This is a genomic window from Hydrogenophaga taeniospiralis (genome assembly GCF_020510445.1).
In the GTDB taxonomy this organism is placed as follows: domain Bacteria; phylum Pseudomonadota; class Gammaproteobacteria; order Burkholderiales; family Burkholderiaceae_C; genus Hydrogenophaga.
Genome location: NZ_JAHBAG010000001.1, coordinates 3,867,038 through 3,881,415, shown reverse-complemented (window position 1 = coordinate 3,881,415; position 14,378 = coordinate 3,867,038). Strand labels below are relative to the sequence as shown.

Genomic DNA, 14,378 nt, shown 5'->3' with positions numbered 1-14,378 from the left:
TAAAATCGATCAAATTCCAGCGATTTTCCGTAGCCGGCGGATTGATTCGGGTTCCAATGGCTCTACGCCGATGTCTGGGTTTCGCTCGCGTAATAGATCAAGCACGCCGCTGGCTCCCAAATACCAAGCCCCACACAAGATGCTGGCCAGCCGGATTTTGTTTACGTCCCGGGCCTGCTGTAGGGCCTGCAGCATGGCGGTGGCCAGCGTCTCGGGGACCTGGGCCGACAACTCCATGACCATGGCATCTGCATCGCCAGCCTGGCGCCACGCAGCCACCTGGGCCGGGTCGATCAGCATCTGGTGCCCGCGACCACGTGAGCCACGGCATAGAACCGGGCAGCCACGTCGAATCCAGCGGCGCAGCGTGGCCGGGCTCACGTCCAGCGCCTGGGCGGCTTCGGCGAGCGGGAGGCCGGTCATGCGGAGCCTCGGTGGCTGGGCCAGTTCATGGGCACCAGCCGGCTGCGTTCCCTGAGCCGGTCGAATGCTCTATCGCCGATCACGCCGCGCAGCTCAGGGAGTTGCAGGTTCGTGGCAAACGCAGTCGGGCCGCCGACCTGATACCGACGGTCGAGTACATCGAGCAACTGGGTAACCTCGGCCTCGGTTCCCATCCCGGTTCCGACCTCATCAACCACCAACAGGCCGGTGTACGCGAATCCGTTGATCACGTCGTCTTCGGACTGCGGGGAATCGCGGCGCCACGTGGCACGCAGCGCGCGGATCAGATCGCGGCACGTCGTGTATTTCGCCCTGCTACCGCCAACGATGGTCTGCCTCACCATGGCGGCGCCAAGATGCGTCTTGCCAACGCCAGGCGGGCCGATCATGGTCAGCGTCTCCCACCGGCCAAAGGTTGCGCCACCAGCGAATGCGGCGCACTCCACCGCCGCGTTGCGCTGCTCGGTTGTGACAGCGTTGAATGTCTCAAACGACGCATCACGGAACCTGCCCAGCAGGCCGCTTTCCCGTATGCCGGTATCAAAAAACTCCCGCCTCTCAGCTTCACGGGCCTGGGCTTCAAAGTATTTCAATTCCTCATGCGCACATGCTGGGCATCCGCTCCATCGGTCAGCGTGAAGATGCTTCGATTCAAACGGTCCGTGTGTCGGGCACACAACCGCTTTACAGGATTCGGCCATTGGCGTGCCCCGCTGTGTAGTCGGTTTTTGAAAAGTCCTGCGTCGTCCTCACGCGGCTTACGGTGTTGCGCTCGGTGTCCTTGAGCCATGAAGCCTCCAGACCCTGCGATCCGCGCCGGCACCAGCACTGCAGGAAAGCGTCCAGCGCCATGCCGGCTTTCTCAGCCTCAACGCGCGCACCCTTGAGAACGGTTGACGTGACCGCCGCACGCTTCGCCCTGCGAAGCAACAACCAGTCACCCCAGGTCTGAGCATCAACGTCGTCCGGGCAAGCCATCGAGTACAACGAGTCCGCTTTGGGCTTGGTCTTCTTTTGGCCGGCGGTATCCGGCTGTCCGGCTTTGGGCTGTTTGGAGTCATCGACCGAAGGTTGATCAATGGGTGGTTGCGCGCGTGCGCGCTCTCCCTCTGATGTTTCAGGTGTTTGATGTATAGGTGTTAAGGGTCCGTTTCCCGTACTGGTCCGGTCCGTCTCCCGTACTGGTCCGGTCCGTTTCCCGGACTGGTGGGGGTCCGTCTCCCGTACTGGTTCGTTTCCCGGACTGGTACGCGTGGCGGACTGGTTCGGTAGTTCGGTGAACGACACTCGAATCTTGCTGACCCGACCGAATGAGCGATCAATTTCAACCAGGCCACTGGACCCCAGTGCCTTCATCGCCTGAATCACGGCGGTGCGCCCCAAGCACGTCCACTCACAAAGCGCGGTGATTGATGATCGCCACCCAGGAACGACACCATCGTCTGCGGCTCCATCGGCAAGGGCCATGAGTACGGCCTTTTGCGCAGGCGAGCCGTGCCATTTCCGGGCTGCATTCGTCACGACGTTGCTCACTCGACGGCCCCCACGCGGCGGGCGAAATCCGCCACGTCGTCAAGCTGCGCGAGGTACGCAGTCCCATCTTTTCGGCTGGCGAAGAAACCGCCGCACGACACCGTGCGCAACTGGAACCCGCGCTGCTGCAGGGCTAGCTGCAGGTCCGCGAAACGTGCCGCTTCTTCGGGTGTGAGGTTCGGCGAGGTCATGACGCGCCCCCTGCTTGTCGGACGGTGAACCCGGCCAGCGCCCGGGCCATGGCATCCATGAACTCGCCCTTGAGTTCGGCGGTGCGCTCATCTGGCCGTTTTTTTCGGGACTTTGCGTACCGGTCCCGTGCGTACCTGCGGCGGGCTTCGAGAGCGCTCTCTGCGGCCAGACCATCAACGAACGTTTCCAGCGCCTCCAGGGTCGGGCAGACCGTCTCAGTGCCACCGACACGGGCGATCCAGCCACCAGCCGCATACGGGGCCAGCGTGTAGCCGTACAACTCCATGCGGTCGCCAAGCATCACCAGCGTGTGGTGGTCCATACCTTTGGGCGGCGTAGGTCCATCACAAGCCAGCGAGTCCACCACCTTGGCCCAGGCGCCAGCGTGCGGTCGGTATTCCAACTGCAGAAGTCGGGCGCCGTTCACAGCAGCTCCTTGGCCGGCGCCGCAGCACGCTGTTTAACGCGACCGTTCAAGAACTCGGCAACGTCCTGGCGCCGATACAGCACGCGGTTTCCTACGCGGATGTAAACCGGACCTTGCCCCCGCTTTCTCCACGCATCAGTGGTGCACGGCGTGGCGTCCGCGAGCAGTTGTAAGTCTTCATCGGTCAGGCAGTCGAGGCTGTCGGCCAGTTGCCTGACCCGCTCGACGTCTTCTGTACTTTGTATGCGCTTCATCTGACCCGCCTTTGCTCCCGATGTGTCGGGGTAGTTGCAACGGCGTGATCAAAGCAAAACGCTTTCACCGGTTCGCTAACCGGTGAAAATCATGGGCCTTTCAGGCTCTTGCGCTCCTCTGAACAGATGTTTGAAAAGCGCCTGTAATCCATGTCATTGCGCTCCTTGGTCTTGTCGCTAGGGGTTGGGCCCTCGATGTACTTCCCAAGGTGGTTGTCCTTCACGGAGTACCCACGCGGTGGATGGGCTTGGACCGCATCCCATAGCGCCGGATTCTTCATGGAAGGGCTCTTCTTCAACAGCTTCGCAATCAACTTGCGGATGGGTCCTTTCCCTCTCCCTTTGGGCTCGAACTTCTTTGCCTTGGCCATCAGTGGGGCCGCGCTGCCCTGATAGATCAACCACTCCGCCTTCTCCAGTGGCCCACGAACCTGTGCTGGCGTGTACTCTCCCGATGCGCTCATGTGCCGCGCCTCATCTGTGCACTGGCGCACGGCAACCTGAAAGTATTTCGCCAAGCCGACCGCCTGCTTATCGAGTTCGGCGGCCCTGCGCTCCACCTCCTGGGCGAGTGATTCCGTGGGTCGCGCAACGGCCTTCAAAAGCGCGAACGCATCATTCACCGTCGCGCCAGGACTTAGGCTTATGCGCGCCACGTCGGTGATGCCGTCGCTGACGATCTGGCTGGTGATCTTCTTCATGCGGCGTGTGGTTCAGTGCGCCGTCTGATCCCGCGCGGCAAGCCGCAGCCTGCCGGCCTCTTCCATGGCGGCCATGGCATCGCCGGCAAGCTCCTGCAGCAGGCCGAGAAACGAGTCCTGCAGATCGCGGGGCAAGCCGTGGAAGCACCCCGACCTATCGCCTGAGACACTGGTCAACAAGGTTGTCAGTTGACCCACTTTCAGTAAAACACGGTCGTCGTAGTCAAGCGCCGTTCTGCTATCGTCCAAGGTAACCATGATGAAAGTCCTCTTTTCAAAGTGGCCAGGGGTGGGAAGGCGTTAGCGCGCCGACCCATCCCGACTTTTTTTCCCCGCAAAGTCCGGCGCGGGGCTTGCCGGTTTTCTGATCGCCGCGTGCACGTCCTCGGGCTTGATATCCGTGTATCGGCGCAGCATGGTCCAGGTCTTGTGACCAGTGAGCAGCGCTACACGGGGGATATCCAGCTCCATGCGGAAGAACTGCGCCGTAGCGCGGTGCCTGAGGTCGTGGAAGGTCAGGTCCAGGATGGGAGGCTTTACGTCCTGACACGCCCGTGTGAATGCCGTTGATACCGATGCCGCACGCACGTTGAACAGACTGCCCTCGGTCCTGTCCTGAATCAGTGGCTCGACAATGGCCCAGGCGTCGGGCAAGAGTGGAACGGTCTGATCGTTGCCGGCCTTCTTCTTGGGGTCCTTGCGGTCGCGGATGACGACGGTGTGCCGGTCGCTGTCAATATCCTCAACCTGCAGCCTTGCTATCTCGCCCTGGCGCATGCCGGTAGCCAGAGCAAAGCGGCACAGCAATGGCATGTCGATACGCTGGCGGGCGTTGCCTTGCCAGTGTGCATACAGGCGTTCTAGCTCTTGATCTGTAGGCTCGCGCTCGCGTTCACGGGCACGTGTCGCCACACCGCGATGCTTGAGGCTTGCCCTTGCCTCTATGGCCAGCGTGTCGTGGATGTCCAGATTGCGGGCATGCCGGCCCCACTTGAGCACCGCAGACAGATAGCTCATATCTGCCGAGATCGTCACCCCACCAGCGCCAGCCTTAAGACGCTGATCAATGAAGTCGCGCAGTATCACGGCGTTGAGGCTGGCCAGCTTCACATTGCCCAACTCGCGGCGCAGCATCGCCAGGGTGGCGGTCTTGGTCTTGCCGCACTCGCGTAGCTGACTCTCTGTGTACTTGTCGATCAGGTCGGCCAGGGTGGCAGACTTTGGGATAGGTGCAAACCCAGAGGCCGACACATGGGTAAGCTGGGATTCCACGGCCATGGCCCAGTCCTTCGCCTCGCGCTTGGTTGCGAAGCTGGCGGCACGGTACAGGCCAGCGCGCCTTACCTGCGCTCTCCACTTGCCACTCGGTAGATGGGAAAATGTCGCCATTCGTGTGCACTCTGTGTGTGTCCAGTCCTGCACCAATGCTACACCGATCAATCACTTTCTGTGCACCTCGTGTGCACTTCTGCCTGCACATGAGCAAAACGTGTGCAAATACAAGTGGAAAAAATTCAATTAAATCAACAGCTTAGCCCATGGCTTTTATCGGTGGCACCGATGATGGGCTGGACGGATCGCCATTGCCGTTTTTTTCACCGGCTGCTGACCCGCAACACCTTGCTGTACACCGAAATGGTGACGACCGGCGCGCTGATCCATGGCAACGCGGCGCAGCATCTGGATTTCAACGAAGAAGAGCACCCGGTGGCGCTGCAGCTGGGCGGCAGCGAGCCGGCCGACCTGGCGCGGTGCGCGAAGCTGGGGGAGGAGCGCGGTTACGACGAGATCAACCTCAACTGCGGATGCCCCAGCGAGCGTGTGTTGCGCGGTGCCTTTGGCGCCTGCCTGATGGCCGACGCGGCGCTGGTGGCCGACGGCGTCAAGGCCATGGTGGACGCGGTGGATATTCCCGTGACGGTGAAACACCGCATCGGCATCGACCGGATCGAAAGCTACGACTTCGTTCGTGATTTTGTGGGCACGGTGGCCGACGCGGGTTGCCGTGTTTTCATCGTGCACGCGCGCAACGCTTGGCTCCAGGGCCTGTCGCCCAAAGAGAACCGCGAGATCCCTCCGCTGCGCTACGAGCTGGTGTACCAGCTCAAGCGTGACTTTCCGCACATGACCATCGCAGTCAACGGTGGCATTACCACCAACGAACAGATCGCCAGCCACCTGACACAGCTCGACGGCGTGATGATCGGCCGTGAGGCTTATCACAACCCCTGGGTGATGACCGAATGGGATGCCCGGTTCTACGGCCAGGCATCCCGCGGACCGGCCTTGACGCGTGAAGCGGTCGAGTTGGCCATGGTGGACTACATGGAACGCGCTGCGGCGCACGACGGCGCGCCCTGGTATTCGATCGCCAGCCACATGTTGGGCCTGCGCCACGGCCTGCACGGTGCCCGCAAGTGGCGCCAGGTGTGGAGCGACCACCGCCTCAAACCCTTGCCCGCGCGCGATGTCTGGGCGATGGCGCAGGCCCATGTGGTGAAAGAGATCACACCCGCGCACATGGTTGCGTGATTACGCGCGTGACGCCTGAACTTTTGAGCGCTACTATCGTCACAAGCACAGGGTCTGCCCAGCGCACCAGTTTCGGACGGAGCAGACCCGGGTCGGGCGGATAAAAATTCCGACTGGCGCCGACGTCGGTGGGGAGCGGGCCTTGACGTTGGTGACGCATCGATAGCGACCGCTTCAATAGGAGGTCGTATGGATGTTGTCCGTCATTTCCTGTCACGCTACGAACAGACGCGTGAAGACGAGCTGTCGATCGAGGAGTACCTCGATGCCTGCAAGAAAGATCCGCTCGTTTACGCCACGGCGGCCGAGCGCATGCTCGTGGCCATCGGCGAGCCGGAGTTGCTGGACACCCGGCACGACCAGCGCCTCTCGCGCATCTTCGGCAACAAGGTCATCAAGATCTACCCAGCCTTCCGGGACTTCTATGGCCTGGAGGAACCGATCGAACAGGTGGTGTCCTACTTCCGCCATGCCGCGCAGGGCCTGGAGGAAAAGAAACAGATTCTTTACCTGCTGGGGCCGGTGGGCGGGGGCAAGTCCTCCATTGCCGAGCGCCTCAAGCAGCTCATGCAGCAGGTGCCGTTCTATGCGTTGAAGGACTCACCGGTCAACGAGTCTCCGCTGGGGCTGTTCAACGCGACCGAAGATGGGCAGGTGCTCGAATCGCAGTACGGCATCGCGCCGCGCTACCTGGAGCGCGTCATGTCACCCTGGGCCGTCAAGCGGCTCGAAGAGTACGGGGGGGACATCCGGCGCTTCCGCGTGGTCCGGCGTTTTCCTTCGGTGCTCAAACAGTGCGCCATCGCCAAGACCGAACCCGGCGACGAAAACAACCAGGACATTTCTTCGCTGGTGGGCAAGATCGACATCCGCAAGCTCGAGACCTTTGCCCAGGACGACCCGGACGCCTACAGCTACTCGGGCGGCCTGTGCCTGGCCAACCAGGGCCTGCTGGAGTTCGTGGAAATGTTCAAGGCGCCGATCAAGGTGCTGCACCCGCTGCTCACCGCCACCCAGGAAAGCAACTTCAAGGGCACCGAAGGCTTCGGCGCCATACCGTTCGACGGCATCGTGATGGCGCACTCCAACGAGAGCGAGTGGAAGGCGTTTCGCAACAACAAGAACAACGAAGCCTTCCTGGACCGCATCTACATCGTGAAGGTGCCGTATTGCCTGCGCGTCTCGGAAGAGATCAAGATTTACGAAAAGCTGATCCGCAACTCGTCGCTGGCCACGGCCGTGTGCGCCCCCGGCACGCTCAAGATGCTGGCGCAGTTCGCCGTGTACACGCGGCTGAAGGAGCCCGAGAACTCCAGCATCTTCAGCAAGCTCCTGGTGTACGACGGCGAGAACCTCAAGGACACCGATCCCAAGGCCAAGAGCTACCAGGAGTACCGCGACTACGCCGGGGTGGACGAAGGCATGAGCGGCATTTCCACGCGATTTGCGTTCAAGATCCTGTCGCGGGTGTTCAACTTCGACAGCACCGAGGTGGCGGCCAACCCGGTGCACCTGATGTACGTGCTGGAGCAGCAGATCGAGCGCGAGCAGTTCCCCGCCGAGACCGAGCAGAAGTACCTGGCCTTCATCAAGGAAACGCTGGCGGTGCGCTACGCCGAGTTCATCGGCAAGGAAATCCAGACCGCCTACCTGGAGTCGTATTCCGAGTACGGCCAGAACATCTTCGACCGTTACGTGACCTACGCCGACTTCTGGATCCAGGACCAGGAGTACCGCGACACCGACACCGGCGAAATCTTCGACCGCTCTTCGCTCAACGCCGAGCTGGAAAAGATCGAGAAGCCCGCCGGCATCAGCAATCCCAAGGACTTCCGCAACGAAATCGTCAACTTCGTGCTGCGCGCGCGCGCCAACAACGCGGGCAAGAACCCGCTGTGGACGAGCTACGAGAAGCTGCGCGCGGTGATCGAGAAGAAGATGTTCTCGAACACCGAGGACCTGCTGCCGGTGATCTCCTTCAACGCCAAGGCCAGCGTGGACGAGCAGAAGAAGCACGAAGACTTCGTCAACCGCATGGTCGACAAGGGCTACACCACGCGCCAGGTGCGCCTGCTTTGCGATTGGTACCTGCGCGTGCGCAAGAGCTCTTGAGCACGGCAGGCGTCTGGCCCATGAACCGCTGAAAGCAGGCCACCATGCTGCAGCAAATCGTAGACCGCCGGCTCGCGGGCAAGAACAAGTCCATCGGCAACCGCGAGCGCTTCCTGCGTCGCTACCGCGAGCAGATTCGCGATGCGGTGCGCAAGGCCGTCTCGGGCCGCAGCATCCGCGACATCGAGCAGGGCGAAGACGTCACACTGCCGCGCCGCGATGTCTCCGAGCCGGTGTTTGGCCATGGGCAAGGGGGTATGCGCGAGTCGGTTCACCCGGGCAACCGCGACTATGTGCGCGGCGACCACATCGGCCGCCCGCCCAGTGGGGGCGGCGGCGGCCGGGGCAACCAGGGCAGCGAAGACGGGGTGGGTGAAGACGATTTCGTGTTCCGCCTCACGCGCGAAGAGTTCATGCAGGTGTTTTTTGACGACCTGGCCTTGCCGCGCCTGGTGCGCACACAGCTCCTGCCCGACGCGCCCGAATGGAAGTCGCAGCGCGCGGGTTTCGTCTCGGCGGGCAACCCCGCCAGCTTGCATGTGGTGCGTTCGATGCGCACCGCGCTGGGCCGGCGCATCGCCATGGGGGCCGAGCTGCGGCGCCTGCTGCACGAGCTCGAGGCCGAGCTGGCGCTGGCCGAACGCAGCGAGGCGAACACGCCGGCGGGCAGCCTGCGCGTGCTCAAGGAACGGGTCGAGGTGCTGCGGCGCCGGGTGCGCCAGATCCCGTTCCTCGATCCGCTGGACCTGCGCTTTCGCAACCGGGTGCGCATCCCACAGCCCACGGCCAAGGCCGTGATGTTCTGTCTGATGGACGTGTCCGGTTCGATGGACGAAGAGCGCAAGGACATCGCCAAGCGTTTCTTCATCCTGCTCTACCTGTTTCTCATGCGGCACTACGAGCGGACCGACGTGGTCTTCATTCGCCACCACACGCAGGCGGCCGAGGTGAGCGAGCCCGAGTTTTTCCAGGCCACGGAGAGCGGCGGCACGGTGGTGTCCAGCGCCCTCACGCTGATGCACGAGATCATCCTGGCGCGCTACCCGCCGGGCGACTGGAACATCTACGGCGCCCAGGCCTCCGACGGCGAGAACTGGTACAAGGATTCGGCCCGCTGCAGCGAACTGCTGCAGCAGAAGCTGCTCCCGCTGTCGCGCTACTTCGCCTATGTGCAGGTGGCCGGTGACGAGCAGAACCTCTGGGAGGAATACGCGCGGGTGCGCGAGACCGAGCCGAACTTCGCGATGCGCAAGATCACCGATGCGGCCGACATCTACCCGGTGTTCCGGGAGCTGTTCAGGAAGGCAGGTACTTCATGACACACGACACCGATGTTGAGCCGCCTCGGGAGGACGCGCCCCCCGCGTTGGTGGGCCCGCCGCGCAAGCGCGAGCCGCTGCCTTGCCCGTCGGACTGGACCTTCGAGCTGATCGAGCTCTACCACACGCAGATCGCCCGCGTGGCGGGTGAATATGGCCTGGACACCTACCCGGTGCAACTGGAGGTGATCACCGCCGAGCAGATGATCGACGCCTACGCCTCGATCGGCATGCCGGTGAACTACCGGCACTGGTCGTTTGGCAAGCAGTTCATCGCGACCGAGAAAAACTACCGGCGCGGCCAGATGGGGCTGGCCTACGAGATCGTGATCAACTCCGATCCTTGCATCGCCTACCTCATGGAAGAGAACACCCTGACCATGCAGGCGCTGGTGATGGCGCACGCCTGTTATGGGCACAACTCGTTCTTCAAGGGCAACTACCTGTTCCGCATGTGGACCGATGCCTCGTCCATCGTCGACTACCTGGTCTACGCGCGCAACTACATCAACGAATGCGAGGAACTGCACGGCGTGGATGCGGTGGAGCAACTGCTCGACGCCTGCCACGCGCTGATGAGCCAGGGGGTGGACCGCTACCGGCGTTCGCAAAAACCTTCGCTGGCCGAGGAGGAAGCGCGCCGCAAGGACCGCGAAGCCTATCTGCAGCAGCAGGTGAACGACCTCTGGCGCACCTTGCCCCGGGCCGCCGACAAGCGGGAGGAAAAGTCCAGCCGGCGCTTCCCCGTCGAGCCCGAAGAGAACCTGCTGTACTTCATCGAGAAACACGCGCCGCTGCTGGAGCCCTGGCAGCGCGAGGTCGTGCGCATCGTGCGCAAGGTGGCGCAGTATTTCTATCCGCAGCGCCAGACCCAGGTCATGAACGAGGGCTGGGCCACGTTCTGGCACTACACCTTGCTCAACACCTTGTACGACGAGGGCTTGCTGTGCGACGGTTTCATGATCGAATTTTTGCGCTCGCACACCAATGTGATTCACCAGTGGCCGGTGGGGCACCCGGCCTACAGCGGCATCAATCCGTATGCGCTGGGCTTTGCCATGTTCAGCGATCTGCGGCGCATCTGCGAGAACCCGACCGATGAGGACCGGCAGTGGTTTCCCGACATCGCGGGTTCGGACTGGAAGGTCACGCTGGACCATGCCATGCGGCACTACCGCGACGAGAGTTTCATCGGGCAGTTCCTTTCACCCCGGCTGATGCGCGAGATGCGCTTGTTCTCCATCGTTGACGATGCCCTGCAGCCCGAGCTGGAGGTGGCCGCGATCCACGACGAGGCGGGCTACCGGCGCGTGCGCGAGGCCCTGGCGCGCCAGCACGATCTGAACGAACGCGAGCCCAACATCCAGGTCTGGAACGTCAATATCCGCGGAGACCGCTCCCTGACCCTGCGGCACACGCGCCAGCACGACCGACCGCTCAGCGACGATGCACTGGAAGTGCTCAAGCACGTGGGGCGCCTGTGGGGCTTCACGGTGCGCCTCGAAAGCGTGGACCGCCATGGCAAGGTGGTGCAGCACTGGGAGGTGGAGCCCGCTCGCCAGTGACGCGGCCGCCGGCCCGCCGCGGGCCAGCGAGGCGGGCGGATGAGGCGGGCGGATCACTGGCCCTATTTGCCCTTGAGCTTGGTGATGCCGATGAAGTCCATGATGAGCTTTTCGTAGATGGGCTCGGACGTGCCCTTCTGCATCTTGCGCATGAAATACTTCTCGAACGCCACCTTGGCCAGGTGCACCCACTTGCCTTCGCTGAACCAGCTCACGTTGCGCGGCGGGATCTGCGGCAGGGCCACGAAGGCCGCGCCGGTGTCGCCGAAGTCGGCCAGGCAGACCGTGTTCCAGGTGGCGTGGTGCGTGGGCTCCTGGCCGTCGAGCAGCTCGCGGATGTTGTGCGCCGTGGCCGTGACCATGGACTCGATCATGTAGCCGGTTTTGGGCGTGCCGCAGGGAATGGGCGTCACTTCCACCGGCGGGATCGCCACGCACACGCCCACACTGAAGATGTTCTTGAACTTGGCGTTGCGCTGGTGCTCGTCGATGGTGATGAAGCCGCGCGGGTTGGTCAGGCCTTCGATGCCGAACACCGCGTCCACGCCCTTGAAGGCGGGCAGCATCATGCTGTGCTTGAAGGGCAGCACGTGGTCCTTGATGGGCCGGCCTTGGTCGTCGTGCTCGGTGACGTGCATCTGGCCCGCTTCCACCTTGGTGGTCTTGGCGTTGCAGATCCACTTGATGTGGCGCTGCCTGAACGCCGATTCGAGCATGCCCTTGGAGTCGCCCACACCGCCCAGGCCCAGGTGGCCGATGTAGGGCTCGGAGGTCACGAAGGTCATGGGCACCTTGTCGCGGATCTTGCGCTTGCGCAGGTCGGTGTCCATGATCATCGCGAACTCGTAGGCCGGGCCGAAGCACGAGGCGCCTTGCACGGCCCCGACCACGATCGGGCCGGGTGCTTTCACGAATTCGTCCCAGGCCGTCTGGGTCGCCTCGGCGTGGCTCACGTGGCAGATCGACTGCGTGTGGCCGCCGTAGGGGCCCAGGCCTTCGACTTCGTCAAACGCCAGTTTGGGGCCGGTGGCGATGACCAGGTAGTCGTAGTCCACCCGGCTGCCGTCTTCCAGCTCGATCTGGTTGGCTTCAGGGTGGACCCGTTTGGCGCGCTGGATGATGGATTCAATGCCTTTTCTCGCCAGCGCCGGGGCGATGTCGACCTCGATGTCTTTGCGGGTGCGCCAGTTCACCGCGACCCAGGGGTTCGAGGGTACGAAGTGGAACTTGGGTGCTTCGCTGATCACCGTGACCGTGTCGCCGGGGCGGGCCAGTGCCTTCATTTCGTAGGCCATGGGCATGCCACCGAGACCGGCGCCGAGAATGACGATTCGAGCCATGGAAGTATCTCCGTCGAAAGGGATGGGTGGGATAAGAATTACTAAATTCGCAAGTTCTTATATTGCGCGCCCATGAGGCGCAGGTGTCTTGGTATATACCCTATGGTGTATGCAGTCGGGGTGCAGAGGGCCTCACTTCTCCTGTCCCCGGTCTAGTGGTTATACGCCCAACGCGCGTAAATCGAGCTGTCCGTCGCGCACCGGCGGGCACCAGAAATAGGCGCCGGTCTCGGGTTCGGTGAAGGTGTACAGGGCGTCGGTGATGCCATCCTCGGCGCCCGACATGCGCCGCAGCTGGGCCTCGAAGGCGTCAAACGAATGCCCGAAGGCCGTGAACACGAGCCCGCCTTCGTTGCCCTCGGCCCAGGGCATGGAGCGGCGCAGCACGAAAGCCTCGGGCTCGAAGCTTTCCTGGGCCGTGCGTTTCACATGGGCCGAATCGGGCGCGTCGTCGATCTCTTCGTTGCTGTCGCGCTCGCGGCCGATGGTGTGGTCCTGCTGCTGGCGCGGCATGGCCTCGAAGCGGCTCATGTGGTGGCGCCAGCGCTGCACCGCCGCGAAGCTGCTGCCGGCCAGCGCGCCGGCGCTCTCGGGCAACAGGGCCGCCGCCAGCGCCGCGTCGCCCTTGGGGTTTTCGGTGCCGTCTTCGTAGCCGGTCAGGTCGCGGCCGTTGTCGTGGCTGAAGGCGTCGGTGATGTCGGTCACGTCGAAGGCGGGCGCGAGCAGGGCTTCAAGATGGCGGCTGCGGATCAGCAGATCGCCCCGGTCGGTGCCGCGCAGCCAGACCAGCAGATCGGTCGGGGTGGCGGGGAGCTTGGTGCGCGCGCCCTCGATGCCGCGGAACGTGCGCAGGCCGGGCAGTTCAACCCCCAGTTCGCGCACCAGCGATTGGCCCAGACCGACCACGGTGGCGCGGCCGTCGACCTCTTGCGCCAGCGCGCGCAGCACGGCCCGTGGCTGGGCGCCCATTCTCAGCTGGCAGGTGAGGTAGCGGCCCTGGGCCGGAATGGGTTCGAGAATGCCGGGCTGAGCCAGACGGGCGAGAGACATGGGTGGGGCTCCTGATCGGTATGCCGTTCGTGGCCACGGCGCAGCGGCGAACGGCACAAGCCCGGAATTTACCAGCGCCCAGCCGCCGGGCCGGGTGCCGCCGGCTGGGCTTCTCAGATGGCCGCTTCCAGCCCGTTCTGGAAGTGTGCTTGCATGCGCTGGCGGGTGAGCGCGGCGTCGCGCGCGAGCAGGGCGGCCATGACGGCGCGGTGTTCGGCCAGCGATTCGTCGATGCGCCCGCTCTTGAGCAGCGAGTTGTGGCGGTTGAGCTTCATGACCTTGCGCAGGTCGGCCACCATCTGTTCGCGCCAGCGGTTGTCGGCGAGTTCGAGCAGGCGCATGTGAAACCGCTCGTTGATCGCGAAGAAGCGGTCGCGCTGGCCCAGCGCAGCTTCCAGTTCGGCGTGCAGGGCCTTCAGTTCGGCCAGATCGCTGTCGGTGGCGCGTTCCGCCACCACGCCGGCGGCGTCCGATTCGAGCAGGGCCAGCAGGTGATAGACATCGGCCAGGTCTTTCTCGGACACTTCGGTCACATAGGCGCCACGCCGCACCTTCATGGTCACCAAGCCCTCGGCGGCCAGCACCTTGAGCGCTTCGCGCAGTGGCGTGCGGCTGATGCCGTATTCCTCGGCGAGTTTGAGCTCGTCGATCCAGCTGCCGGGCTCCAGCTCACGGCTGAAGATGCGCTGGCGCAGCAGTTCGGCGACTTCTTCGTACAGGGCGCGGGGGGCAAGCGACAAGGCGGACATGGGCAGGCGAGTGACGGGAGGCTGTGTGACAGGCGCTGATTGTAAGGCAGCTGGAATATTTTGCATCAATAATTATGAATGATATAAAATCAGCACTGCTTTTCCCCAATCCCCCGACGCCCGGTTTGCCGCCGTTCCTGTTGCTTACCCCTACCGCCCC

At 63.3% G+C, this 14,378-nt stretch carries 16 protein-coding genes; 4 read left to right on the top strand and 12 right to left on the bottom strand.

Annotated features, from left to right (window positions below; all coding sequences use genetic code 11):
- Positions 1 to 9 precede the first annotated feature (9 nt).
- From KIH07_RS18635 to KIH07_RS18595, 9 genes are all read right to left on the bottom strand, one after another.
- Positions 10 to 423, bottom strand: a complete 414-nt coding sequence (locus tag KIH07_RS18635) for a helix-turn-helix domain-containing protein (RefSeq protein ID WP_226493390.1) — start codon at positions 421 to 423, stop codon at positions 10 to 12.
- Positions 420 to 1,037: an ATP-binding protein gene (locus KIH07_RS18630; protein WP_226493389.1), complete on the bottom strand. Its 618-nt coding sequence runs from the start codon at positions 1,035 to 1,037 to the stop codon at positions 420 to 422. Before KIH07_RS18630 ends, KIH07_RS18635 begins: the two co-directional genes overlap by 4 nt.
- 91 nt (positions 1,038 to 1,128) lie before the next feature.
- Complete coding sequence (locus KIH07_RS18625; protein WP_226493388.1) at positions 1,129 to 1,977, bottom strand: hypothetical protein; 849 nt, start codon at positions 1,975 to 1,977, stop codon at positions 1,129 to 1,131.
- Positions 1,974 to 2,168, bottom strand: a complete 195-nt coding sequence (locus KIH07_RS18620; protein ID WP_226493387.1) for a hypothetical protein — start codon at positions 2,166 to 2,168, stop codon at positions 1,974 to 1,976. Before KIH07_RS18620 ends, KIH07_RS18625 begins: the two co-directional genes overlap by 4 nt.
- A complete protein-coding gene (locus tag KIH07_RS18615; RefSeq protein ID WP_226493386.1) occupies positions 2,165 to 2,596 on the bottom strand; it encodes a hypothetical protein in 432 nt (143 codons plus the stop codon). Before KIH07_RS18615 ends, KIH07_RS18620 begins: the two co-directional genes overlap by 4 nt.
- A complete protein-coding gene (locus KIH07_RS18610; protein ID WP_226493385.1) occupies positions 2,593 to 2,850 on the bottom strand; it encodes a helix-turn-helix transcriptional regulator in 258 nt (85 codons plus the stop codon). The genes KIH07_RS18615 and KIH07_RS18610 overlap by 4 nt, the downstream gene beginning before the upstream one ends.
- Before the next feature lie 89 nt (positions 2,851 to 2,939).
- Positions 2,940 to 3,551 carry a hypothetical protein gene (locus KIH07_RS18605; protein WP_226493384.1) on the bottom strand — a complete coding sequence of 204 codons (612 nt, stop codon included), beginning with the start codon at positions 3,549 to 3,551 and terminating at the stop codon, positions 2,940 to 2,942.
- 12 nt (positions 3,552 to 3,563) lie between these two features.
- Positions 3,564 to 3,809 (bottom strand): hypothetical protein, encoded by a 246-nt coding sequence (locus tag KIH07_RS18600; protein WP_226493383.1) that lies wholly within the window; start codon positions 3,807 to 3,809, stop codon positions 3,564 to 3,566.
- Positions 3,810 to 3,851: 42 nt separating this feature from the next.
- Positions 3,852 to 4,829, bottom strand: a complete 978-nt coding sequence (locus KIH07_RS18595) for a tyrosine-type recombinase/integrase (protein WP_226493382.1) — start codon at positions 4,827 to 4,829, stop codon at positions 3,852 to 3,854.
- Positions 4,830 to 5,063: 234 nt separating this feature from the next.
- On the opposite strand from KIH07_RS18595, the gene dusA reads away from it, so the two are divergent.
- The 4 genes from dusA (at position 5,064) to KIH07_RS18575 (ending at position 11,079) form a co-directional block, all read left to right on the top strand.
- Entirely contained in the window at positions 5,064 to 6,083 is a 1,020-nt protein-coding gene (gene dusA / locus KIH07_RS18590; RefSeq protein WP_319004854.1) for a tRNA dihydrouridine(20/20a) synthase DusA, read from the top strand.
- A 189-nt stretch (positions 6,084 to 6,272) separates the two neighbouring features.
- A complete protein-coding gene (locus KIH07_RS18585; RefSeq protein WP_226493381.1) occupies positions 6,273 to 8,195 on the top strand; it encodes a PrkA family serine protein kinase in 1,923 nt (640 codons plus the stop codon).
- A gap of 44 nt (positions 8,196 to 8,239) precedes the next feature.
- Complete coding sequence (locus KIH07_RS18580) at positions 8,240 to 9,514, top strand: YeaH/YhbH family protein (protein ID WP_226493380.1); 1,275 nt, start codon at positions 8,240 to 8,242, stop codon at positions 9,512 to 9,514.
- Positions 9,511 to 11,079: a SpoVR family protein gene (locus KIH07_RS18575; protein WP_226493379.1), complete on the top strand. Its 1,569-nt coding sequence runs from the start codon at positions 9,511 to 9,513 to the stop codon at positions 11,077 to 11,079. Before KIH07_RS18580 ends, KIH07_RS18575 begins: the two co-directional genes overlap by 4 nt.
- 62 nt (positions 11,080 to 11,141) lie before the next feature.
- Here KIH07_RS18575 and KIH07_RS18570 read toward each other — a convergent pair whose 3' ends face one another.
- The 3 genes from KIH07_RS18570 to KIH07_RS18560 form a co-directional block, all read right to left on the bottom strand.
- Positions 11,142 to 12,419, bottom strand: a complete 1,278-nt coding sequence (locus tag KIH07_RS18570) for an NAD(P)/FAD-dependent oxidoreductase (protein WP_226493378.1) — start codon at positions 12,417 to 12,419, stop codon at positions 11,142 to 11,144.
- Between the two features lie 159 nt (positions 12,420 to 12,578).
- Entirely contained in the window at positions 12,579 to 13,469 is an 891-nt protein-coding gene (locus tag KIH07_RS18565; protein WP_226493377.1) for a Dyp-type peroxidase, read from the bottom strand.
- Positions 13,470 to 13,582: 113 nt separating this feature from the next.
- Complete coding sequence (locus KIH07_RS18560; protein WP_226493376.1) at positions 13,583 to 14,218, bottom strand: GntR family transcriptional regulator; 636 nt, start codon at positions 14,216 to 14,218, stop codon at positions 13,583 to 13,585.
- Positions 14,219 to 14,378 lie beyond the last annotated feature (160 nt).

Coding starts and splice junctions, on each gene's coding strand:
- KIH07_RS18635 (WP_226493390.1), bottom strand. CDS start 423: ATGACCGGCCTCCCGCTCGCCGAAGCCGCCCAGGCGCTGGACGTGAGC.
- KIH07_RS18620 (WP_226493387.1), bottom strand. CDS start 2,168: ATGACCTCGCCGAACCTCACACCCGAAGAAGCGGCACGTTTCGCGGAC.
- KIH07_RS18610 (WP_226493385.1), bottom strand. CDS start 2,850: ATGAAGCGCATACAAAGTACAGAAGACGTCGAGCGGGTCAGGCAACTG.
- KIH07_RS18605 (WP_226493384.1), bottom strand. CDS start 3,551: ATGAAGAAGATCACCAGCCAGATCGTCAGCGACGGCATCACCGACGTG.
- KIH07_RS18600 (WP_226493383.1), bottom strand. CDS start 3,809: ATGGTTACCTTGGACGATAGCAGAACGGCGCTTGACTACGACGACCGT.
- KIH07_RS18595 (WP_226493382.1), bottom strand. CDS start 4,829: ATGGCCGTGGAATCCCAGCTTACCCATGTGTCGGCCTCTGGGTTTGCA.
- KIH07_RS18585 (WP_226493381.1), top strand. CDS start 6,273: ATGGATGTTGTCCGTCATTTCCTGTCACGCTACGAACAGACGCGTGAA.
- KIH07_RS18580 (WP_226493380.1), top strand. CDS start 8,240: ATGCTGCAGCAAATCGTAGACCGCCGGCTCGCGGGCAAGAACAAGTCC.
- KIH07_RS18575 (WP_226493379.1), top strand. CDS start 9,511: ATGACACACGACACCGATGTTGAGCCGCCTCGGGAGGACGCGCCCCCC.
- KIH07_RS18570 (WP_226493378.1), bottom strand. CDS start 12,419: ATGGCTCGAATCGTCATTCTCGGCGCCGGTCTCGGTGGCATGCCCATG.
- KIH07_RS18565 (WP_226493377.1), bottom strand. CDS start 13,469: ATGTCTCTCGCCCGTCTGGCTCAGCCCGGCATTCTCGAACCCATTCCG.
- KIH07_RS18560 (WP_226493376.1), bottom strand. CDS start 14,218: ATGTCCGCCTTGTCGCTTGCCCCCCGCGCCCTGTACGAAGAAGTCGCC.